The organism is Phycicoccus sp. Soil803, from assembly GCF_001429685.1.
GTDB lineage: Bacteria > Actinomycetota > Actinomycetes > Actinomycetales > Dermatophilaceae > Pedococcus.
In genome coordinates this window covers 1,452,566-1,473,014 of sequence record NZ_LMST01000001.1, presented here as the reverse complement: position 1 = coordinate 1,473,014, position 20,449 = coordinate 1,452,566, and the positions used below count along the sequence as shown (strand labels likewise).

At 70.8% G+C, this 20,449-nt stretch carries 20 protein-coding genes; 7 read left to right on the top strand and 13 right to left on the bottom strand.

The window, feature by feature from the left end:
* Position 1: 1 nt before the first annotated feature.
* The 7 genes from smpB to ASG95_RS06730 all read right to left on the bottom strand — a co-directional run bounded on the left by smpB (position 2) and on the right by ASG95_RS06730 (position 7,073).
* Complete coding sequence (gene smpB / locus ASG95_RS06760; RefSeq protein WP_200961977.1) at positions 2-487, bottom strand: SsrA-binding protein SmpB; 486 nt, start codon at positions 485-487, stop codon at positions 2-4.
* Between the two features lie 141 nt (positions 488-628).
* Positions 629-1,993 (bottom strand): M23 family metallopeptidase, encoded by a 1,365-nt coding sequence (locus ASG95_RS06755; protein ID WP_057376968.1) that lies wholly within the window; start codon positions 1,991-1,993, stop codon positions 629-631.
* 107 nt (positions 1,994-2,100) lie between these two features.
* Complete coding sequence (gene ftsX, locus ASG95_RS06750) at positions 2,101-3,006, bottom strand: permease-like cell division protein FtsX (protein ID WP_056923729.1); 906 nt, start codon at positions 3,004-3,006, stop codon at positions 2,101-2,103.
* Positions 3,006-3,695, bottom strand: a complete 690-nt coding sequence (gene ftsE / locus ASG95_RS06745) for a cell division ATP-binding protein FtsE (RefSeq protein ID WP_056923730.1) — start codon at positions 3,693-3,695, stop codon at positions 3,006-3,008. The genes ftsX and ftsE overlap by 1 nt, the downstream gene beginning before the upstream one ends.
* Before the next feature lie 158 nt (positions 3,696-3,853).
* Positions 3,854-4,969, bottom strand: a complete 1,116-nt coding sequence (gene prfB, locus ASG95_RS06740; protein WP_056923731.1) for a peptide chain release factor 2 — start codon at positions 4,967-4,969, stop codon at positions 3,854-3,856.
* Between the two features lie 128 nt (positions 4,970-5,097).
* Positions 5,098-6,504 (bottom strand): GntP family permease, encoded by a 1,407-nt coding sequence (locus ASG95_RS06735; protein WP_056923732.1) that lies wholly within the window; start codon positions 6,502-6,504, stop codon positions 5,098-5,100.
* Positions 6,501-7,073: a gluconokinase gene (locus ASG95_RS06730; protein WP_200961884.1), complete on the bottom strand. Its 573-nt coding sequence runs from the start codon at positions 7,071-7,073 to the stop codon at positions 6,501-6,503. The genes ASG95_RS06735 and ASG95_RS06730 overlap by 4 nt, the downstream gene beginning before the upstream one ends.
* Before the next feature lie 149 nt (positions 7,074-7,222).
* Between ASG95_RS06730 and ASG95_RS06725 the strand changes: the two genes are divergently transcribed.
* Positions 7,223-7,960 (top strand): FadR/GntR family transcriptional regulator, encoded by a 738-nt coding sequence (locus ASG95_RS06725; RefSeq protein WP_057376967.1) that lies wholly within the window; start codon positions 7,223-7,225, stop codon positions 7,958-7,960.
* 21 nt (positions 7,961-7,981) lie between these two features.
* Here ASG95_RS06725 and ASG95_RS06720 read toward each other — a convergent pair whose 3' ends face one another.
* Positions 7,982-9,376, bottom strand: a complete 1,395-nt coding sequence (locus tag ASG95_RS06720) for a tannase/feruloyl esterase family alpha/beta hydrolase (RefSeq protein ID WP_057376966.1) — start codon at positions 9,374-9,376, stop codon at positions 7,982-7,984.
* A 133-nt stretch (positions 9,377-9,509) separates the two neighbouring features.
* Here ASG95_RS06720 and ASG95_RS06715 point away from each other — a divergent pair, with 133 nt between their 5' ends.
* Genes ASG95_RS06715 through ASG95_RS06705 form a run of 3 tightly spaced genes read left to right on the top strand, consistent with a single transcriptional unit; the run spans position 9,510 to position 10,720 of the window.
* Positions 9,510-9,842, top strand: coding sequence for a PadR family transcriptional regulator (locus ASG95_RS06715; RefSeq protein ID WP_235543521.1), 333 nt, complete (start codon positions 9,510-9,512; stop codon positions 9,840-9,842).
* A gap of 1 nt (position 9,843) precedes the next feature.
* Positions 9,844-10,263, top strand: coding sequence for a hypothetical protein (locus tag ASG95_RS21210; protein WP_057376964.1), 420 nt, complete (start codon positions 9,844-9,846; stop codon positions 10,261-10,263).
* Positions 10,264-10,285: 22 nt separating this feature from the next.
* Positions 10,286-10,720, top strand: a complete 435-nt coding sequence (locus ASG95_RS06705) for a hypothetical protein (RefSeq protein WP_157581773.1) — start codon at positions 10,286-10,288, stop codon at positions 10,718-10,720.
* Here the strand turns inward: ASG95_RS06705 and ASG95_RS06700 are convergent.
* Complete coding sequence (locus ASG95_RS06700) at positions 10,717-11,166, bottom strand: DUF664 domain-containing protein (protein ID WP_057376962.1); 450 nt, start codon at positions 11,164-11,166, stop codon at positions 10,717-10,719. The genes ASG95_RS06705 and ASG95_RS06700 overlap by 4 nt on opposite strands.
* Before the next feature lie 45 nt (positions 11,167-11,211).
* Positions 11,212-13,386 (bottom strand): NAD-dependent DNA ligase LigA, encoded by a 2,175-nt coding sequence (gene ligA, locus ASG95_RS06695; protein ID WP_057376961.1) that lies wholly within the window; start codon positions 13,384-13,386, stop codon positions 11,212-11,214.
* Positions 13,387-13,538: 152 nt separating this feature from the next.
* Between ligA and ASG95_RS06690 the strand changes: the two genes are divergently transcribed.
* Positions 13,539-15,041 (top strand): long-chain fatty acid--CoA ligase, encoded by a 1,503-nt coding sequence (locus ASG95_RS06690; RefSeq protein ID WP_057376960.1) that lies wholly within the window; start codon positions 13,539-13,541, stop codon positions 15,039-15,041.
* 4 nt (positions 15,042-15,045) lie between these two features.
* Here ASG95_RS06690 and ASG95_RS06685 read toward each other — a convergent pair whose 3' ends face one another.
* Together ASG95_RS06685 and ASG95_RS06680 are read right to left on the bottom strand one after the other, a co-directional pair.
* The gene (locus ASG95_RS06685; RefSeq protein ID WP_057376959.1) at positions 15,046-16,035 is read right to left on the bottom strand and encodes a DMT family transporter; all 990 of its coding nucleotides are present in this window, start codon (positions 16,033-16,035) and stop codon (positions 15,046-15,048) included.
* A gap of 7 nt (positions 16,036-16,042) precedes the next feature.
* Positions 16,043-17,029 (bottom strand): methionine synthase, encoded by a 987-nt coding sequence (locus ASG95_RS06680; protein WP_057376958.1) that lies wholly within the window; start codon positions 17,027-17,029, stop codon positions 16,043-16,045.
* 222 nt (positions 17,030-17,251) lie between these two features.
* Between ASG95_RS06680 and ASG95_RS06675 the strand changes: the two genes are divergently transcribed.
* Positions 17,252-18,175, top strand: a complete 924-nt coding sequence (locus tag ASG95_RS06675; protein WP_057376957.1) for a peptidoglycan-binding protein — start codon at positions 17,252-17,254, stop codon at positions 18,173-18,175.
* 67 nt (positions 18,176-18,242) lie between these two features.
* Positions 18,243-20,054: a hypothetical protein gene (locus ASG95_RS06670; protein ID WP_057376956.1), complete on the top strand. Its 1,812-nt coding sequence runs from the start codon at positions 18,243-18,245 to the stop codon at positions 20,052-20,054.
* A 10-nt stretch (positions 20,055-20,064) separates the two neighbouring features.
* On the opposite strand, the gene ASG95_RS06665 is transcribed toward ASG95_RS06670, so the two are convergent.
* A complete protein-coding gene (locus ASG95_RS06665; protein ID WP_057376955.1) occupies positions 20,065-20,448 on the bottom strand; it encodes an MmcQ/YjbR family DNA-binding protein in 384 nt (127 codons plus the stop codon).
* Position 20,449 lies beyond the last annotated feature (1 nt).

Below are 20,449 nucleotides of genomic sequence, written 5' to 3'. Positions count from 1 at the left end.
CCTAGCGTCCCTCGCCCGAGGCGCGCCGGGCCTGGCTGAGCGCGCGCTGCGTGTCACGGGTGTCCTGGCGCTCGCGCAGGGCATGCCGCTTGTCGTACTGCTTCTTGCCCTTGGCGATCGCGATCTCGACCTTGGCCCGGCCGTCCTTGAAGTAGAGCTGGAGCGGCACGATGGTGTGGCCGCTCTCGGTCGACTTCTTCATGATCTTGGCCAGCTCCGCGCGGTGCAGCAGCAGCTTGCGGCGGCGCCGCGGGGTGTGGTTGGTCCAGTTGCCGTTGACGTACTCGGGGATGTGCACGCCCTCGAGCCACAGCTCGTCGCCCCGCCAGGTCGCGTAGCCGTCGATGAGCGAGGCGCGACCCATCCGCAGCGACTTGACCTCGGTGCCCATCAGGACGAGCCCGGCCTCGAAGGTGTCCTCGATGAGGTAGTCGTGGCGCGCCTTCTTGTTGCTCGCCACCACCTTGCGACCTTGTTCCTTGGCCACTGCACGTCCTTCGGTCATCGTTGGGTCGCCGTGGTCGACAGCCGACCCCGGCGAGGCAACGCTACCTGCCGGACCGGGTATGCCGGCCAGTCGGTTTCCGTGCGGCGCGCCGGACCACCCGCCAGTCGACGGCCACCGACCTCAGAGCCAGCGTCGCGGGTCCCTCGGGATGCCGTCCTCGTAGGTCTCGAAGTGCAGGTGGCAGCCGGTCGACGAGCCCGTCGTCCCGACGTAGCCGATGACCTGGCCACGCGAGACGTTGCCGCCGCGCACGGCATACCGCTCCATGTGGTTGTAGGTGGTCACGAGGTCGACGCCGCGGACGATGCCGTGGTCGATCATGATCCGGTTGCCGTAGCCGCCGCCCCAGCCGCGCGAGATGATGTGGCCGGACGCCGCCGCCCTGATCGGGGTGCCGCAGTTGGCCGCGAAGTCGCGCCCGGCGTGCAGGCGCCAGTAGTGCAGGATCGGGTGGTAGCGCATCCCGAACTCGGAGGAGATCCAGCCCTCGGACGGGCGCGACAGGTAGCCGCCGGAGGACGAGACCGGCGGCGGCACCGGCTTGTGGTGCTTGCGCAGCCAGGCGGCGCGACGGGCCGCCGCGAGCTTCGCGGCCCTGGCCCGGGCGACGAGGACGCGCTGCAGCCTCGCCTGCTCCTTCTGCGCGGCGTCGAGCTTGGTCTTCTCGGCCTTCTTCTGGGCCTCGAGCGCCTTGGACTGGGCGGTCTGCTTGGCGGCGAGGGCGTCGAGCCTGGCCTTCGCGGCGGCCGCAGCGGAGCGGGCCTTCTGCGCCTTGGCCAGAGCGGCCTCGGCCTGCTTCTTGGCCGCCTGGACCTGCACCTTGAGCGCCTTGATGTGCGCCTCCTGGGCGGTCGCCGCGGCGCGGGCGGTGGCGAGCCGGGTGAGCGACTGGTTCTGCACGTCCATCACGGTGTCGTTCATCGCGATGCGGTTGGCGAAGTCGTCGGGCGTGGTCGCGCTGAGGGCCACGGACAGCTGGCCCATCCCCTGGTCCTGGTAGAGCTGCGCGGCGAACCGGGCCACGCGGGTGCGGGTCTCGGCCAGCTGGGCGCGGGTGGCCGCGAGCTCGTCGACCGCGCGGGCCTCGTTGGCGCGGGCGACCTCGAGCCGCACCGCCATCTCGTCGTTGTAGGCGTCGGCCCTGGACACGGCGGCAGTGGCCTGGTCGAGCGCGGCCTGGGCCCCCGGCAGAGCGGCCTGCGTGCGCCGCAGCGCGAGGTAGGCGTTCTTCAGGCTGGCCGAGGTGTCCTCGAGCTCCTCCTTGAGGGACTCGATCTCCTTGTCGACCTGCTTCTTCGCCTTGCCCGGGTCACCAGCGGCCGGCGCGGTCCCGACCGCGGACCCCAGGACGGGTGCGGCGGCCAGCGACGGGGTGGCGACACCGACTGAGCAGGCGACCGCCAGCCCGAGGGCCAGCAGGCGGACGCGGCGGGACCCGCGACCGAGGGGCAGGTGGGCGCGAGAAGGCGGGGGGATTGCGCTCATAGGCCTCATTGGTAACACAAACCACACCCGTATCCGGGGATTGGCACCTGTGAAATGTCCGATCGGCCGACTGCTCCCCCAGCAACCTTGGCCCGAGTGGGCCCGGGTCAGACGCGCAGATAGCGGCGCAGCGTGGCCCACGAGGTGAGGACCGAGACCACGAGCATGAAGCCGACCAGCCACGGAGCCACGAACCAGATGTCGTGGGCGCCGACGAGCGGGGCGTCCTGCAGCACCGCGGAGACGCGCGGGAGCAGCGAGTCCGCCGTCACCCACAGCCCGGCGATGGCCAGACCGGTGCCGGTCAGGGCGGCCAGGACGGTCTCCATGACGAACGGCAGCCGGATGGTGAAGTTCGAGGCACCGACCAGCTTCATGATCCCGGTCTCGCGCCGTCTGCTGAAGGCAGCCTGGCGGATCGTCGTGGCCATCAGCAGGATCGAGCAGAGCACCATCAGCCCGGCGAGGAACAGCGAGCCGATGGTGACGACGTTCATCACCTTGAACAGCTTGTCGAGGGTCTTCTGCTGGTCCTGGACGCGACCGACCCCCGGGGCCCCCTCGAAGGCGCTCACCACGACCTCGTACTTCTTGGGGTCGGACAGCTGGACGCGGAAGTTCTGTGGGATGTCGCCGACCTGCAGGTAGTCCGACAGCGGCGAGTTGCGGTACTGCTCCTTGAACCGGTCGAAGGCCTGCTGCTCGGACTCGTAGTAGACGTTCTTGACCAGTGGCTTCATCTCGTCGAGCTGGCTGCGCAGGGCGTCGCGCTGCTCGTCGGTGACCGCCTTGCCGTCACAGTTGACGTCGAGGGAGTCCTTGCCGCACATGAAGATCGAGACCTGGATGCGGTCGTACCAGTAGCCCTTGAGGGTGTCGACCTGTCCCTGCGCGAGGAACCCGATGCCCATCAGGTAGACCGACACCATCGTCACCAGCATCACCGAGATGGCGATGGACAGGTTGCGGCGCAAACCGATCCCGATCTCGCTGAGGATGAACTGGATGCGCATCAGCGACCACTCCCGTAGACGCCCTTGTTCTCGTCACGGATGATGTGGCCGTTGCGCAGCTCGACGACGCGCTTGCGGAGCTGGTCGACGATGTCGTCGTCGTGGGTGGCCATCACGATCGTCGTGCCGGTGCGGTTGATCCGGTCGAGCAGCCGCACGATGTCGAGGCTGGTGGTGGGGTCGAGGTTTCCGGTCGGCTCGTCGCACAGCAGGATCGGCGGCTTGTTGACGAACGCGCGCGCGATGGCGACGCGCTGCTGCTCGCCACCGGAGAGCTCGTGCGGGAGGCGCTTCTCCTTGCCCTCGAGGCCGACCATCTCCAGGGTCTCGGGCACGACCTGCCGGATGGCGTGGCCCGAGCGACCGAGCACCTGGAGCGCGAAGGCGACGTTCTGGTAGACGGTCTTGTTGGGCAGCAGGCGGAAGTCCTGGAACACCGTGCCGATCTCGCGGCGCAGGCGGGGCACCTTGCGGGCCGGCAGGCTGCCGACGTCCTGACCAGCGACCAGGACGGTCCCCTGCGTGACGCCCTCCTCCTTGAGGACCAGGCGCAGCAGGGTGGACTTGCCCGAACCGGAGGCGCCCACCACGAAGACGAACTCACCACGCTCGACCTCGAGGTTGATGTCGCTCAGCGCCGGTCGGGTCGACCGGGGATAGACCTTGCTGACGTTCTCGAAACGGATCATGCGCGGTGGGTGAGCCTCACGGGGAGATACGGGCGGAACGGGACGGAAACGGCATACGTGCGCTGGTGGCGCACGCCCACCCGAGGATAGGTCGCCAACCTTGGTATGCCGCGCAGCCCCGCCTCCTCGGCGTTGCGGCTCGCCCGGACCGAGCCGCGTCAGCCGTCGAGCTTCTGCTGCTCCTTGCGCCACCGCACACCGGCCTCGATGAAGCCGTCGATGTCTCCGTCGAACACGGCCGAGGGGTTGCCCACCTCGTACTCGGTCCGCAGGTCCTTGACCATCTGGTAGGGCTGCAGGACGTAGGACCGCATCTGGTCACCCCACGACGCCTTGACGTCGCCGGCCATCTCCTTGCGCTCGGCGGCCTCCTCGGCCTGGCGCTGGAGCAGCAGCCGGGACTGCAGCACCCGGAGGGCGGCCGCACGGTTCTGGATCTGCGACTTCTCGTTCTGCATGGAGACCACGATCCCGGTGGGGATGTGCGTCATCCGGACCGCGGAGTCGGTGGTGTTGACGCTCTGGCCGCCGGGACCGCTGGAGCGGAAGACGTCGACCTTGATCTCGTTTTCCGGGATCTCGATCGAGTCGGTCTGCTCGATCAGCGGGATGACCTCGACCGCTGCGAAGCTGGTCTGCCGCCGCCCCTGGTTGTCGAACGGGCTGATCCGCACGAGCCGGTGCGTGCCGGCCTCGACCGAGAGGTTGCCGAACGCGTAGGGGACGTTGATCTCGAAGGTGGCCGACTTGAGCCCGGCCTCCTCCGCGTAGGAGGTGTCCATGACCTGGGCGGGGTAGTTGTGCCGCTCGGCCCAGCGCAGGTACATCCGCATCAGCATCTCGGCGAAGTCGGCGGCATCGACCCCACCCGCGCCCGCCCGGATCGTGATCACGGCGGCCCGCTCGTCGTACTCCCCCGACAGCAGGGTGCGGACCTCGAGCTCGCCGACCGCCTTCTGGAGCGACACGAGCTCCTTCTCGGCCTCGATCATCGTGTCGGCGTCGCCGCCGTCCTCGGTGCCCATCTCGACGAGGGTCTCGAGGTCGTCGATCCGCTGGTCCATGCCGGTGACGCGCTCGTACTCGGAGTTGGCCCGGGACAGGGCGGAGGTGACCTGCTGGGCGGCATCCGGGTCGTCCCACAGGTCGGGGGCGGACGCCTTGGCCTCGAGCTCGGTGATCTGGGCCTGGACGGAGGCCAGGTCAGTCACCTCACGCACCGAGTCCATCGTGTTGCGGAGGTTCTTGATCTCTTGCTGGAAGTCAACGGCCACGAGACCCAACTCTATGGCACCTCGCGCACGCCCCCGACCTTCCGGTGCCGCGCAGCGACCCGGGCAGGGAGACGGGTATGCCGCGTGGCCCAGGCCACGCGGCACACCCACCTCCCACGAGCCGTGGGTCAGACGACCAGGCCGAGGATGAGGACGAAGACCAGGCCGGAGACGGAGAGCAGCGTCTCCATCAGCGACCAGGACTTGATGGTCTGGCCGACCGAGAGGCCGAAGTACTCCTTGACCAGCCAGAAGCCGGCGTCGTTGACGTGCGAGAAGAACACCGAGCCGGCGCCGATCGCGAGGACCAGCAGCGACACCTCGGGGGTGCTCATCCCGGCGGCGAGGGGCGCGAGGATGCCGGACGCCGTGACCGTCGCGACGGTGGCCGAGCCGGTGGCGAGGCGGATCAGGACGGCCACGACCCACGCGAGCAGGAGGATGCTGACGCCACTGCCCTCCACCCAGTCGGCGACCAGCTGACCGATGCCGGTGTCGACCAGGGTCTGCTTGAACCCGCCACCGGCGGCGACGATGAGCAGGATGCCGGCGATGGGCGGCAGCGACTTCTCGAGCGAGGAGGCCAGCTCCTTGGTGCCCATGCCGGCGCCACGGCCGAGGGTGAACATGCCCACGATGACCGCGATGAGCAGCGCGATGATCGGCGTGCCGAGGAAGTCGAGCACGGTGCGGACCGCGTTGCCGTCCTCGGCGAAGATGTCGGCGAGCGCCTTGCCCATCATCAGGACCACGGGGGTCAGGACCGCGAACAGCGTGACCGCGAAGGTGGGGCGCTGGAGCCTCGCCTCCGGCTCCTCACCGGTGCCGAAGAACTCGGGAGCGGGGACGTCGACCCAGCGGCCGGCGAACCGGGCGAAGAGCGGGCCGGCGATCGCGATGGTCGGCAGGGCGATGAGCACGCCGAAGGCCAGGGTGATGCCGAGGTTGGCCTTCAGCGCGTCGATCGCCACGAGCGGCCCGGGGTGGGGCGGCACCAGGCCGTGCATCGCGGAGAGACCGGCCAGCGCGGGGATGCCGACCTTGACGATCGACAGCTGCGCGCGCCGGGCCACCAGGAAGATCACCGGCATCAGCAGGACGAGGCCGATCTCGAAGAACATCGGCAGGCCGATCAGCGCACCGACGCCGGCCATCGCCCAGGGCAGGGTGCGGGGAGAGGACCGCCCGACGATGGTGTCGACGATCTCGTCGGCGCCACCGGAGTCGGCCAGCAGCTTGCCGAACATCGCGCCGAGCGCGATCAGCGTGCCGACCCCGGCCGCGGTCGAGCCGAAGCCCTTGGTGAAGCTGTCGATGGTGTCGGACATCGCCACACCGGCCACCGCCCCCACCGTCAAGGAGCCGAGGGTCAGGCCGAGGAACGGGTGGAGCTTGAACCGGGTGATCAGCACCACGATCACGGCGATGCCGAGCAGCGCCGCCGGGATCAGCCTGGCTGCCGGGATGTCGGGGACCTCGGCCGCGTCGGCCGCGGTCAGGAGGGGGTGCAACAGGGAGAGGACGTCGCTGGTCATGCGTGGTCACGCCTTTCGGGGGAGTGGCCGGCCGGTGGGGTGAGGCCGGAGGGGGCGGTGAGGATGGCGAGGGACTCGTCGACGAGCGTGTCGACCGGCTGGGCCACGTCGAGCGTGGCGCCGAGCTCGTCCGGCTGGAGCACCTCGAGCGTCGCGAACTGCGAGTCGATCAGGGCGGCGGGCATGAAATGACCCGGTCGGCCGGCGACGCGGGCGGCGAGGACGTCGCGGTCGCCGTGCAGGTGCAGGTAGACCGCCTGGGGAGCGGCCGCGCTGAGCACGTCACGGTAGGCACGCTTGAGGGCGGAGCAGCTGGCGACTCCGCCGGTGGCGGTGTGCTCGGCCAGCCAGGTGGCGATGGCCTCGAGCCAGGGCCCGCGGTCGTCGTCGTCGAGCGGGATGCCGGCCGACATCTTGGCGATGTTGGCCTCGGGGTGGAAGTCGTCGGCGTCCGCGAAGGGGACGCGCAGGCGCTGGGCGAGGGCCGCGCCGACGGTCGTCTTGCCTGACCCGGACACCCCCATCATCACGACTAGGGGCGGTGCGGGGTGTTCCGGTGCTGCAGGCATGGGCTGACTCCTGTGTCGGCTCGGGCTCGTCATCGAGGACCTGTCGACCAGAGTGACTCATCAGAACGGCTTTATCAAGACTTCGAGCCAAATAAATAATATTTAAATGACCGTCCACGTGTTCGCAGCATGTCTGGCAGGCTGGACCCATGAGCGACGCCCCCACCTCCCCTGCCGGCCACGAGGTGGGCCTGCACGCCGGCGTCCTCGACCGGCTGGGCCAGGAGATCGTGTCCGGCACGCTGGCGGTCGACTCGGTGGTGCGGATCGACCAGCTCGACGAGCGGTTCGGGGTCTCGCGGTCGGTGGTGCGCGAGGCCGTGCGGGTGCTGTCCTCGATGGGACTCGTCGAGACGCGGCGCCGACTCGGCGTGCGCGTGCTCCCCTCGGCACACTGGAACGTCTTCGACCCGCGGGTGATCCGCTGGCGCCTCGACGGGCCCGACCGGGAGGACCAGCTGGTCTCCCTCGGGGAGCTGCGCCGCGGCTTCGAACCCGTGGCCGCCGAGCTGGCCGCCGACCGCGCCACCCCCGACCAGTGCGGGGCGATGGCGGCCGCCGTCATGCAGATGACCGTGCACGCGAAGTCGGGCGACCTGGTCGCCTACCTCGAGGCCGACAAGGACTTCCACCGCACCATGCTCGAGGCCTCGGGCAACGAGATGCTCGCAGCCCTCTCGAGCGTGGTGGCCGAGGTGCTCTCCGGGCGCACCCACCACGACCTGATGCCCCGCACGCCCAACCCCGCGGCCATCCGCCTGCACGGCGAGGTCGCGCAAGCCATCGGCTCGGGCGACAGCAAGGCCGCCAGCGCCGCCATGGCCGCGATCATCGACGAGGCGAGCGCCGCCGTCCGCGAGACGAAGGGCTCGGGCCGCCGCAGCTGACGGACGGCCCCCTCCCACGCCTCACAGCTCGCAGGTGTTGACCAGGTCGCCAACTACGGGTCGGGGGCGCAGTCCGTCGGCCGGCGGCGGCACGCCGTCCTCCACCCAGGCGGTGAGGTCGTCGAACGCCGCCCGCGCGCACGGCAGGAGCGGGCGCAGCCGGTCGGGGTACGCGGCATACAAGCCGTCGGTGTGGGTGCCGTCCTCGACGCGGTAGTAGCGGTGCAGCGCACCGGAGCCCGCATCGTCGACCAGCCGGTCGTAGACGTCGGCGTCGGTCGCCGGGGGAAGGAGGGTGTCGAGGGTCCCCTGCACGGTCAGCATCGGCTTCCCGATCGCCCCGGTCAGCTGCACGGACGCCACCGCCTGCTTCACCGCGGCCGGGCGGGCGGCGTAGTCGTAGTCGGCGTCGCAGCTCGGGGTTCCGCTGGCGCAGAACGGGATCCCGGCCTTGAGGGCGCCGTCGAAGGTGGGGTCGAGCTCCTCGCGGTAGATGCGCTGCGTCAGGTCCCAGTACACCGTCTCGTGGAACGGCCAGAGGAACTCCGAGCCCGCTGCGAAGCCGGCTCCGATGATCGCGTCGTGCGCCGCCTGGTCTCCCGTCGCGGCATACGCCGGGTAGTTCCTGATCGCGGTCGGCAGGTAGGTCAGCAGGTTCGGGCCGTCGGCGCGGAACAACGTGCCCTCCCAGTCGAGCCCACCGTCGTAGAGATCGGGGCGGTTCTCCAGCTGCCACCGGGCGAGGTAGCCGCCGTTGGAGATCCCGAACAGGTAGGTGCGTTGCGGCGCTGCGGCGTAGACCTGCTTGACCACCCGCTTCGTGGCGATGGTCAGCTGGGTCACCCGCGAGTGCCACTCGGCGATCGACCCGCCCGGCGCCGAGCCGTCGTCGTAGAAGGCGACGCCGGTGTTGCCCTTGTCGGTCGACGCGAAGGCGTAGCCCTTGGCCAGCACCCAGTCGCCGATGATGAAGTCGTTGGCGTACTGCCCCCGCACCCCGGGAGCCCCGCTGATGACGAGCCCGCCGTTCCAGTCGTCGGGGATCCTGATCACGAACTGGCTGTCGTGCTTCCAGCCGTTGTTGGCGTTGGTGGTCGAGGTGTCGGGGAAGTACCCGTCGACCTGGATGCCCGGCACGCCCGAGGGGTTCGTGGTCCCGGCGGCGTGCAGGCCGGCCCAGTCGTTCGGGTTGGTGTGGCCACTGGCGACCGTGCCGGCCGTGGTGAGGTCGGCGAGGCAGGCCACCTCCTGCAGCTCGGCGCCAGGCACGGCGATCTTGGCCTGGCGCGCGCAGTGGCCGCCGTGCGGCTTGTCCGCGGCGGCCGGCGTGGCGGCGGCGAGTGCGCCCCCGAGCGCGAGCGCGAGCGTGGCGGTGAGGGCGGCGGTGCGGCGGCGTGACGTCGTTGTCAGTGGCATGCGGTCATGCAACCCCCGCGGCTTCCGCCCCTCAATGTGGGTGCCCCACACAAACCGGTGTGCCGCGTGTGCGCCACCAGCTGCCCGCTCACCTCTCTTGTACTCTACCTAGGGGGCTAGGTAGAGTACGACCATGACTTCCACTCGTGAGCCGCGGATGACGCTGGCGACCCAGCTGGTCCTGGGCGTCCTCCTGTCCGATCCGTCGAGCGACCGCTACGGCCTCGAGCTGAGTGCGGAGGCCGGCCTGCCCAGCGGGACGATCCACCCGATCCTGGCCCGGCTCGAGGGTCTCGGCTGGCTCGAGTCGAGCTGGGAGGACATCGACCCCCGCGTCGAGGGGCGGCCCGCCCGGCGCTACTACCGCCTCAGCGCCGCGGGAGCCGACTCCGCCCGCGTGGCGCTCGCCCGGGTGTCACACCGCCGGGCCACCGCCACGCTCCGGCCCGCACCGAGCGGACACTGACGTGGCCAGCGCGCACGGGGCCGGCGCGACCACGCACCGATGGCCGGCGCGGCTGGTCCGGCTGGCCGCCCGGGCCCTCCCTCGCGGCCCGCTGCGCGAGCGCTACCGCCAGGAGCTGCTGGCCGACCTGGCCCTGGTCGACCACCGCGGACGGTTCGCCCTGCAGGTGCTCCTGCAGGTCCCGCACCTGCGCCGCGCCACCACGGCCCACCCCACCGACTCACCCTTGGGGGACATCGTGGCCGCTACCAAGCCGTTCCTCTGCCGGACCAACCTCCACCACCGCTGGGAGCTCGCCGAGACCAGCGACCGCGAGGAGTACATCCGCTGCGCCAAGTGCCTGAAGGAGAAGTGGACGGGGCTCGGCGACGACCGGTCGGTGGCCTCCAACGTCATCGCCAACTACGGCAGCATCAACTGAGGCACTGGGCTGGGAGGACGCCGTGACTCGCCGGGCTGCACTGCCAGGGACCACGTGGACGCGCGTCCTGCCCTGGCCCGCACGCCTCGTGCGCCTCGCGACCCACACCCTTCCGGCGGGCACGGTGCGTGACCGGTACCGGCTGGAGTTCCTCGCCGAGCTCGCGGCCGTGCCCGGACCGCACCAGACCCGCCACGCGGCGGGGATCCTGACCCATTCCCTGGCGTTGCGCTCGGCCATCCGAGGCACGCAGGTCGCTCCCCTGGAGGAAGCCATGACCGCACCCACCAAGCCGCTGCTCTGCCGGACCAACCTCCACCACCACTGGGAGTGGGCCCACACCACGGACGGTGAGCGCTACATCCGGTGCGCACGCTGCCTCAAGGAGAAGGACTCCGGCGCCGGTGGTCGCTGGGTCGGTGGGGTCAGCATGAGTGGTGGCTACACCGGCCCCTAGCCGACGCCGTGGCGCAGGACGTCGCGGGTCAGCTCGAGCTGGCCGCGGTGCTGGGCCAGCTCCTCGTAGACGTGCAGCAGCACCTCTCCCTGCGTGGCGTACTCGTCGCGAGGGTCCGGGTTGGCCGGGGGCGCGAGGACGTCGCTGGCCCCGACCCACTCGGACAGGCTCCGCCGAAGGCGGTCGGTCTCGGCCGCGAGGTCACCGACCGCACCCGTGGCGGTGAACTCGCCCGGGCGGTCGCGCGGGACGACCACGCCGAGGTTGGTCGTGGACGCCCACGCGGCGCACATCCCGAGGCAGTGGGTCAGGATCGCGAACGGGCTGTTGGCGCCGGGCAGGTCGGGGCGCCGGTTGGCCAGGTCGTCGCCGAGGTCGACGACGATGTCGCGCATCGCCACGAGCGCCTCGTCGCAGAACCGCAGGTAGGTGTCCTTGTCGATCACGGTGCTAGCTCACCCTGTGCCCGGGATGGCGCCGGGGCCGGTCGATCACGGCTGGCCCGTCTCGAGGAGTCGGCGGAAACCGGCCTCGTCGAGGATCGGGCGCCCCAGCTCCCGCGCCTTGTCCTCCTTGGTGCCGGCGTTCTCCCCGACCACGACGTAGTCGGTCTTCTTCGACACCGAGCCGGACGCCTTGCCGCCACGCGACAGGATCGCCTCCTTGGCCGAGTCGCGGGAGAACCCCTCGAGCGATCCGGTGACCACCACCGTCATCCCCGCCAGGGTCTGCTCCACGGACTCGTCGCGCTCGTCGGCCATCACCACCCCGTCGGCCTGCCACTGCCTGACGATCTCGTCGTGCCAGTCCACCGCGAACCAGGCGGCCACCGCCTCGGCGATCACCCCGCCGACCCCCTCGACCCCCGCCAGCTCCTCGGGGCGCTCCTTGGCGGCCTCCCGCAGGGCGTCCATGCTGGCGAAGTGCTGGGCCAGGGCCCGTGCTGCGGTGGGCCCGACGTGGCGGATCGACAGGGCGACCAGGACCCTCCAGAGCGGCTGCTGCTTGGCCTGCTCGAGGTTCTCGGAGAGGCGGATCCCGTTGGCGGACAACACCTTGCCGTCGACCACGGCCTCCTCCGGGTCGGTCTTCTTGGCCGCCCGGGTGAACAGCGGCACCGTCGCGAGCCGGGCGCGCCCCGCCTCGCCGGCCAGCCCGAACAACCCGCTCTCGTCCTCCAGCACCCCGGAGTCGAGCAGGGCGCCGGCGCCCTCCCAGCCCAGCGCCTCGATGTCGAACGCACCCCGCCCGGCCAGCCCGGCCAGGCGCTCCCGCAGCTGGGACGGGCAGGTCCGGGAGTTGGGGCAGCGGATGTCCTTGTCGCCCTCCTTCTCGGGCGCCAACGGCGTGCCGCACGAGGGGCACTCGGTCGGCATGACGAACGCGCGCTCGCTGCCGTCGCGCAGGTCGACCACCGGGCCGAGGATCTCGGGGATGACGTCGCCGGCCTTGCGCAGCACCACCGTGTCGCCGATCAGGACCCCCTTGCGGTGCACCTCGTCGGCGTTGTGGAGGGTCGCCCGCTCGACCGTCGACCCCGCGACAACGACCGGCTCCATCACCCCGAACGGGGTCACCCGGCCGGTGCGCCCGACGTTGACGAGGATGTCGAGGAGCTTGGTGTTGACCTCCTCGGGCGGGTACTTGAAGGCGATCGCCCAGCGCGGCGCCCGCGAGGTCGAGCCGAGCCGGCGTTGGATCGAGATCTCATCGACCTTGATGACGATGCCGTCGAGCTCGTGCTCGACGCTGTGCCGCTCCTCGCCGTACTGGTCGATGAACTTCTGCACCTCCTCGATCGAGTCGAGCACCCGGTAGTGGGTCGAGATCGGCAGCCCCCACTCGCGGAACAGGTCGTAGGCCTCGGACTGCCTGGTCAGCTCGAAGCCCTCGCGCAGCCCGATGCCGTGCACCAGCATCCGGAGGCCACGACTGGCGGTGACGCGGGGGTCCTTCTGCCGCAACGACCCCGCGGCGGTGTTGCGGGGGTTCGCGTAGGGAGCCTTGCCGGCCTCGACCAGGCTGGCGTTGAGGTCGCCGAACGCCTCGACCGGGAAGTAGACCTCGCCCCGGATCTCGACGCGCGCCGGGTGGTCGGACCCGGCCAGCTGGTGCGGGATGCCCTCGATGGTCTTGACGTTGTTGGTGACGTCCTCCCCCGTGCGGCCGTCGCCCCGGGTCAGCGCCCGCACCAACCGCCCGTTCTCGTAGAGGAGGTTGACCGCGAGCCCGTCGATCTTGAGCTCGCACAGGTAGTGGTAGCCGGTCGAGCCTGCGTCGCGGGCGACCCGCGCCGCCCACGCGGCGAGCTCCTCGGGGGAGAAGCAGTTGTCGAGCGACAGCATCCGCTCGAGGTGGTCCACCGCGGTGAAGTCCGTGGAGAACACCGCTCCGCCCACCTGCTGGGTCGGGCTCTCCGGCGTGCGCAGCTCGGGGAACTCCTCCTCCAGCGCGTTGAGCCGTCGGATCAGCAGGTCGTAGTCGCCGTCGCTGATCGTCGGCGCATCCTTCACGTGGTAGGCGAACTGGGCCGCCGTCGCCTGCTCGGCCAGGTCGGCCCACTCGTGCCGGGCGGCGTCGGGGGCAGGGGTCGGGGTGGGGCCGGAGGTGTCGCCGGCGGTGGTCGCGGACGCGGTCGTCGAGTCGTTCTCACTCACGGCGCCCATCCTGCCGCACACCCCTGACGCCGCGCCCCCGCGCGCCCGGAGGCCGGGCCTTGGGACGGTGGCAGGCGGCATACCCGAACCCGTAGCCAAACCGCCCGCGCACCGGAGAGGATGGCTGGGAACCGGACCCCCAGCGTCGAGGAGCCTGCGTCATGACCAATCTCGCCACCAACCTGGTCACCACCGCCCGGGAGCGGCCCGACCAGGCCGCCATCAAGTTCATGGGCAACGACATCAGCTACGCCCAGATCCACGGCATGGCGGCGAAGGTGGCTGGGTCCCTCAAGGCGGCTGGCATCGAGCCCGGCGACCGGGTGGCGATCATCCTCCCGAACGTGCCGGCCTTCCCCGTGGTCTTCTTCGGCTCCCTGCTCGCCGGCGCGATCGTCGTGCCGATGAACCCGCTGCTCAAGGCCGGTGAGATCGACTTCTTCTTCACCAACTCCGGCGCCAAGGTCGCGTTCGTCTGGCCTGACTTCGTCGCCGAGGCGACCGAGGGGGCCACGAACTCGGGCACCCGCATCATCACCTGCGGGCCGATGGGTCCCGTCGAGGGCGCCCTCGAGGACGGGGACCCGATCACCGAGCCGGTCGAGCGGGACGACGAGGACACCGCCATCGTGCTCTACACCTCGGGCACCACCGGCCGCCCCAAGGGCGCCGAGCTCACCCACCGGAACGTCCACCTCAACGCCCACCGCAGCGCGGTCGAGATCCAGGGCACCACCCCGGACGACGTCGTGATGGGCTGCCTTCCGCTGTTCCACGTCTTCGGCCTGGTGGTGGGGCTCAACGCCGCCGTCATCGCCGGCGCGGCGCTGGCCCTGATCCCCCGGTTCGACCCGGCCGAGGCGATCAAGGTGATCGGCAACGAGAAGGTCACCATCTTCATGGGCGTGCCGACGATGTATGCCGCGATCCTCAACCACCCCGACTCCGACGCCCTCGACGCGACCTCGCTGCGTACCTGCTGCTCGGGTGGCTCGGCGATGCCGTTGGAGGTCATGAAGGCCTTCGAGTCGAAGTTCGGCTGCATGATCCTGGAGGGCTACGGGCTGTCCGAGACCTCACCGGTCGCGTCGTTCAACATGCCGACCATGGAGCGCAAGCCCGGCACCATCGGAGTCGCCATCCCCGGCTGCGAGATGAAGCTCGTCGACCTCGACGGCAACGACGTGCCGCCCGGCGACGGCGTCGGGGAGATCGCGATCCGCGGCGACAACGTCATGAAGGGCTACTGGCAGAACCCCGAGGCGACCGCCGAGGCGATCCCCGACGGCTGGTTCCGCACCGGCGACCTCGCCACCGTCGACGACGAGGGCTACTTCACGATCGTCGACCGCAAGAAGGACATGATCCTGCGCGGTGGCATGAACGTGTACCCGCGGGAGGTCGAGGAGGTGCTCTACACCCACCCCGACGTGCTCGAGGCCGCCGTGGTCGCGGTGCCGGACGACCTGCTGGGCGAGGACATCGGCGCCGCGGTCGCCCTGCGCCCGGGCGCCACGGCGACGCTGGACGAGGTGCAGGCGTTCGTCAAGGAGAAGATCGCGGCCTACAAGTACCCGCGCCACCTGTGGCAGGTGGACGAGCTCCCGAAGGGACCGACCGGCAAGATCCTGCGCCGCGAGGTGCACAAGCCGGCCGACGCCTGACGGCTCAGCGGCGCTTGGCCGGCAGGCCGATGGTGACGGCCGAGACCAGCACGATCGCGGCGCCGAGCAGCTGCGGCCAGGCCAGGTGCTCGTCGAGGACGACGACGCCGAGCAGCACCGAGACCACCGGGATGAGGTAGGTGACCGTCGTGCTGACGGTGGCCCCTGCCCCCCGGACGACGTCGAACTGGAGCATGTAGGCCAGGCCGGTGCCGACGACCCCCAGGGCCACCACGCACAGCAGGGGCAGCAGCACTCCCCCGCCCCCGACGTCGACGTGGCCGGACCACGGAGCGGCGTAGGTGTCGCGCGACACCAGCCACCACACGAGGAGCACGGGCACCATCAGGGCCGACCCGACGAGCAGCAGGGCGGTGGGCATCGAGAGCCCGCCGAGGTCTGCGCCCCCGAGGAAGCGGCGGTTGTAGGTCCAGCCGAGGCCGTAGCACGCGCCGGCGACGAGGGTCATCCCGAAGCCGAGCAGGTCGGGACGGCCCATCGACTCCCACGGCTGCATGATCACGACGACGCCGAGGAAGCCGATGACGACGGCGGCCAGCTTGCGCGGGGAGAGCCGATCGCTCGGCAGGAAGATCAGGGCGAAGAAGACGGCAGCAAGAGGCGTCGTCGCGTTGCCGATCCCGGCCAGCGCCGAGGAGACGCGGACCTCGCCCGCGGCGAAGAGGCTGAACGGCAGCGCCGTGAGGAAGACGCCGGACACCGCGAGGTGGCCCCAGACCCGGCGCTCCCGGGGCAGCCGACCACCGGTGAGGGCCAGCAGGGCGAGCAGGGTCGCGGTGCCGGCGAAGATCCGCAGCCCGGAGATCTGCAGCGGGGCCATGGTCCGCAGCCCCACCTTCATGAGCAGGAAGCTGGAGCCCCAGATCAGGGCGAGCAGGAGGTACTTGGCCTGCCAGGGCACCCGCGTCGTCGACGTCCCGGCAGGGGGGACGACGGTGGCGTCGGATGGGCTCGCGGCAACACTGGCGCTCATGGGCGGGTCAACTCTCGGCTCGTTCGGACCATTCCGCGGCCACGTCGACCGCTGCGCGTTGAACGCGCCAGGCCCCGTCCGGTGTGAGTCCGGCGAGCCCACAGGCGGGGGTGGCGGTCAGGGCCCCGAGGCCCTTGGGTGACATGCCTGCGTCGGTCCAGCCGCGTGTGACGAGGTCGGACGCCCCGCGGACAGTGCCGCTGGCATCGGTCGGGAGGCACCCGGCATACAGGGCCACGCCGTCCTCGACCGTGGCGGCGATGGACTCCCACCGCGCGGGTGAGAGGGCGGTGACGTCGAGCGCGACGGCGCCGACGCCGGTGGCGCGCAACAGCGGCAGCGGTATGCCGGGGTCGCAGCAGTGCACGACTGTCGCCGTGCCCTCGGGCACCGCGGCGAGGACGTCGCGCAGGCCGGTCATCGCGGTCTGGGGGTCGACGGCACGCAGGTGGCCGTAGCCGGACACGGTCGGGAGCCGGCCGGCGAGGACCGCGGGCAGCGACGGCTCGTCGACCTGGAGGACCACCGTCGCGCCCGGGACGAGCCGCTGCACCTCGGCGACGTGCTGGCGCACCCCTTCGGCCAGCGAGCCGACCAGGTCACGCAGCGCGCCTTGGTCGGCCAGGGACTTCTCGCCACGGTTGAGCTCGATCCCGGCGGCGAGGGTCCACGGCCCGGTGACCTGGACCTTGAGGTCGCCGACGTAGCCGTCGAAGACCTCGGCCAGCTCGTCGAGGTCCTGGTGCCACAGCGCGGCCGCGCGCGACGAGTCACGCCCGGGCCGGTCGACGAACCGCCAGCCACCCGGCTGGAGGTCGACGTGCAGGTCGACCAGGAGGGCCGCGGCGCGCCCGATCATGTCGGCGCCAGGACCCCGCGCGGGCAGCTCTGGAAGGTAGGGCAGGTGGCCGTCGCCGAGGATCTCGCGCACCCCCCGGAGGGCCTCGCTGACATCGGTGCCGGGAAGGGATCCGATGCCAGTTGCGCGAGCCACGCCCTGAGCGTAGCCAGCCCCACCGACACCACCACGGGCGGCAGGGGAACTGCGTCATTTGACTGGGGTGTCCATGGTTCGCCGTCGTTAGCCTTGGTGGGTCCCGGTTGGTGAGGGACAGGTGCGACGCAGGGTGACCCGGGCCTCAGCGCCCCAGGGGAGCACGCCCAGGGACCGGGCGGCTCCCGACCGTCCCATCCCTTCGCCCAGGGGAGCGAAGCCATGACCCTGTCCACCATCGCCGCCGGTTCTGCGTCCGTCCCGGTCAGCAAGCTCGGCCAGAACGCCGCCCTCGCCAAGGAGGTCCAGGCCCGGCTCGCCGCCCTGGGCTGCCTCGACCCGCCCGCCGACGGCCAGTTCGGGTCCGCCAGCAAGCTCACCCTGGCGCGCTACGCCAAGCTGCGGGGCTTCGCCTTCAAGGAGCACCTGACCCCGCAGATCGCCAAGGGGCTGCTGACCGACAAGGCCGACGTGATCCTGCCGCTACGACTCGGCAACGACTTCGCCAGCCGGATGGTCCGCTACATGCAGGCTCAGCCCAAGCCGTTCTTCGTCGCGCGGCTCCCCGGCTTCCTGAACATCGTCTACGTCGAGGGGGCCGACAAGAGCGGGCGGCACAACGCCGACACCTTCAACGTCTTCAACGACCGCCGGACGGTGTTCCACTTCGACAAGACCGGCAAACCGGTCATGGACCTCAACGTCCTGTGCACCACCGAACCGGGCAAGTTCTTCACCGACACCCCGATCAACCCCGACGGTGCCGCCCGGATCGCCTTCGGCCAGTACAAGTCCTGGACCATCGGCCTCCACCACCCGGAGGCCCAGCCTCCGCGAAGGCACAAGGCACTCGTCCAGTCCGCCAAGGTCCACATCTTCCGCGACAAGAACAAGGACGGCATCCGGCCCGGGGACAAGGAGTTCATCGTCGGCAGTGGTGCCGGCATCAACCAGCACTCCGGTCACAACCAGTCCCCCTCGAACATCGGCAGGCTCAGCGCCGGGTGCCTGGTCGGCCAGAACGACGACGAGCACAAGAAGTTCATGAAGCTGCTCGAGGGCGACCCACGGTTCATGGCCAACCACGGCTACAAGTTCATGACGACGGTCATCGCCGGGGACGACCTGGACAGGAAGGTGCCCTGACCGGCGGTGTATCACCGGCGACCGGTCGCTCCTCTTCCCCACCAGGGACCACCTGAGAGGAGCGACCATGTCCGAGCAGCGTCGCCTTGCCGTCATCGTCGTGCGCAACGACTCGTCGACACCACAGCCGAACCTGGCCGACGTGATGGACCTGGTGCTGTTCAGCCCCAGCTCGATCGCGCGCTACTTCCGGGAGAGCGCCGAGGACTACTTCCAGTTCGCCAGGCTCGACTTCTTCGGGTCCTACGACGTCACCCTGCCGATGGCACCCAGCAGCCGGGACGTCGGGATCGAGGCGGCGCGCAACGCCGCGGCCGGTGCGGGGGTCGACCTCAGCCCGTACGACGGCACCGTGGTCTTCGCCTTTCCCGGCACCGGGTACGACGCCGGCGCCTACGGCTCCTCGGCGTTCCTGCCGGCGACCGCCGACTTCACCTTCTTCTGCCACGAGGTGGGCCACGTCCTCGGCCTGGACCACAGCTACGGCATCTTCACCACCGGAGCGGACTGGATCGACAACAACCAGCCCGACTACTTCCCGGTGTACGGCGACCCGTACGACCTGATGTCCTCCGCCACCTTCGGCGCCTCCGACCCGACGACGACGCGACCGGCGGCCGACGTGCCGACCGCCCACCCGTCGTGGGGCGCGGCCCCGCCGCACATCGCGCGCGCCCTGCTCCACCACCAGAAGCCGGCCGCGCTCGAGGACAAGGGCCGCGTCGTCCACGTCAACGAGTCGCAGGACGTCACGACCACGCTCTACCCGGTGGGGACGGCGACCGACGGCAAGCCCGAGCTCGTCGTGTTCCACCCGACGGGCGAGGACGCCGCCGGGCACGGACGGGTCTACGTCGAGTACCGCCAACCCTTCGACCACAACGCCTACTCCCGCTGGGACGAGGGACTGGCCGACACCAACGAGCCCGGTGCGCGGGACCGGTGCGGCGTCATCGTCCACACGATCGTCGACCAGCCGGGAGTGACGCCCGGGCCTGTCGTCTGGTACGCGGGCCGCATCGTGTTCCCCACTCCCGACACCGACGTCGCAGTCGACACCCCGCTCGGGCAGGTGCACGTGGGTGTCACGCAGGAGTTCGGCCAGACCACGCGGCCCGGCTTCGTGCGCGTGCGCGTGCGGCGGCACAGCGCCCCGTCGCTGACCGTCCGCACGGCGAGCGCCGACACCACCGCCGTCATCTCGACCGAACGCCGCCCGCACCCCGGTTGGGAGTGGGCCGGCGACTTCACGTGGGAGACCCGCGAGACCGTGCGCGTGACGACCTACACGCCGGTCACGGTCGGCATCGGCGGGACCTCACCGATCGACGCGGAGTCCAGTGTGGTGGTGAGCTGGTTCGTCGGCGGCACCCAGGTCTTCGGTCCGAGCTCGTCGATCCCGGTCACACTGCCGGACGGGCGGGTCGTGACGCTCGAGACGACCCTGCACCCGACCACGCGGGTCCTCACCATCACCAACCACCCCGCGGACGGCGACATCGACGTCCCCGTGGTCGCCCGGGCGTCTGCGGCCGACGGGACCGGGGAGGTCTTCGCCACGAGCGCCTACTCGGTGCAGGCCCGGACCAGTGGCTGGGGATCCGACTGGGACCGGTTCATGGACTTCTGGTACCGCATCACCCACCCCGTGCCGCGGGAGCGGATCGGCCCGCCGGACCCCGGGGACCCGCTCAAGCGGTTCGACCCCCTCGCCGAGGTGGCGCGACAGCAGCTCGAGCGCGTGCGGGAGGCGTATGCCGAGCTCGCGAGGGTGAGCCCGGCGGTGGCCGAGAACGTCCGCTCGGTGATGGCCGACCAGGAGCGGATGCTCCAGCCGCAACGACTCAGGGCCGTCAGCGTCGAGCGACGGGTGGGCTAGCAAGCGTCGCTCAGGTGGCGTCGAACGCCGCCAGCAGCCGCTTCGGCGCCACGCCGCGCCAGCCGTCCTCGACCAGCTCCTCGACGTGCGGCCAGTCGATGTCGTCGACGTCGAGGTAGACCCCCACCCAGCCTCGGTGCCCGACGTACGGGGGACGGAAGTAGCGCTCGGGCTCAGCGGCGACCAGGGCCGTCTGCACCCCGTCGGGAGCGGCGACCCAGATGGCCGTCCGGTCGTCGTGGTGCTCCTGCGCGGCCATCACGAAGGTCTTCTTCCCACCCGCGAACCAGCAGGGCTCACCGTGCGACTCCCGCTGCTCGGTCCCCGGGAAGGCCAGGCACAGCGACCGCACCCGCGCGAGCGGCGACCCGGCCCGGATCTCGCGGCGCGGCATA

What these genes read in the sequence shown, in the direction of transcription:
- ASG95_RS06755 (WP_057376968.1), bottom strand. Translation starts at nt 1,993, where the DNA reads ATGAGCGCAATCCCCCCGCCTTCTCGCGCCCACCTGCCCCTCGGTCGC.
- ftsX (WP_056923729.1), bottom strand. Translation starts at nt 3,006, where the DNA reads ATGCGCATCCAGTTCATCCTCAGCGAGATCGGGATCGGTTTGCGCCGC.
- ftsE (WP_056923730.1), bottom strand. Translation starts at nt 3,695, where the DNA reads ATGATCCGTTTCGAGAACGTCAGCAAGGTCTATCCCCGGTCGACCCGA.
- ASG95_RS06735 (WP_056923732.1), bottom strand. Translation starts at nt 6,504, where the DNA reads ATGACCAGCGACGTCCTCTCCCTGTTGCACCCCCTCCTGACCGCGGCC.
- ASG95_RS06730 (WP_200961884.1), bottom strand. Translation starts at nt 7,073, where the DNA reads ATGCCTGCAGCACCGGAACACCCCGCACCGCCCCTAGTCGTGATGATG.
- ASG95_RS06725 (WP_057376967.1), top strand. Translation starts at nt 7,223, where the DNA reads ATGAGCGACGCCCCCACCTCCCCTGCCGGCCACGAGGTGGGCCTGCAC.
- ASG95_RS06720 (WP_057376966.1), bottom strand. Translation starts at nt 9,376, where the DNA reads ATGCCACTGACAACGACGTCACGCCGCCGCACCGCCGCCCTCACCGCC.
- ASG95_RS06715 (WP_235543521.1), top strand. Translation starts at nt 9,510, where the DNA reads ATGACTTCCACTCGTGAGCCGCGGATGACGCTGGCGACCCAGCTGGTC.
- ligA (WP_057376961.1), bottom strand. Translation starts at nt 13,386, where the DNA reads ATGGGCGCCGTGAGTGAGAACGACTCGACGACCGCGTCCGCGACCACC.
- ASG95_RS06690 (WP_057376960.1), top strand. Translation starts at nt 13,539, where the DNA reads ATGACCAATCTCGCCACCAACCTGGTCACCACCGCCCGGGAGCGGCCC.
- ASG95_RS06685 (WP_057376959.1), bottom strand. Translation starts at nt 16,035, where the DNA reads ATGAGCGCCAGTGTTGCCGCGAGCCCATCCGACGCCACCGTCGTCCCC.
- ASG95_RS06675 (WP_057376957.1), top strand. Translation starts at nt 17,252, where the DNA reads ATGACCCTGTCCACCATCGCCGCCGGTTCTGCGTCCGTCCCGGTCAGC.
- ASG95_RS06670 (WP_057376956.1), top strand. Translation starts at nt 18,243, where the DNA reads ATGTCCGAGCAGCGTCGCCTTGCCGTCATCGTCGTGCGCAACGACTCG.
- ASG95_RS06665 (WP_057376955.1), bottom strand. Translation starts at nt 20,448, where the DNA reads ATGCCGCGCCGCGAGATCCGGGCCGGGTCGCCGCTCGCGCGGGTGCGG.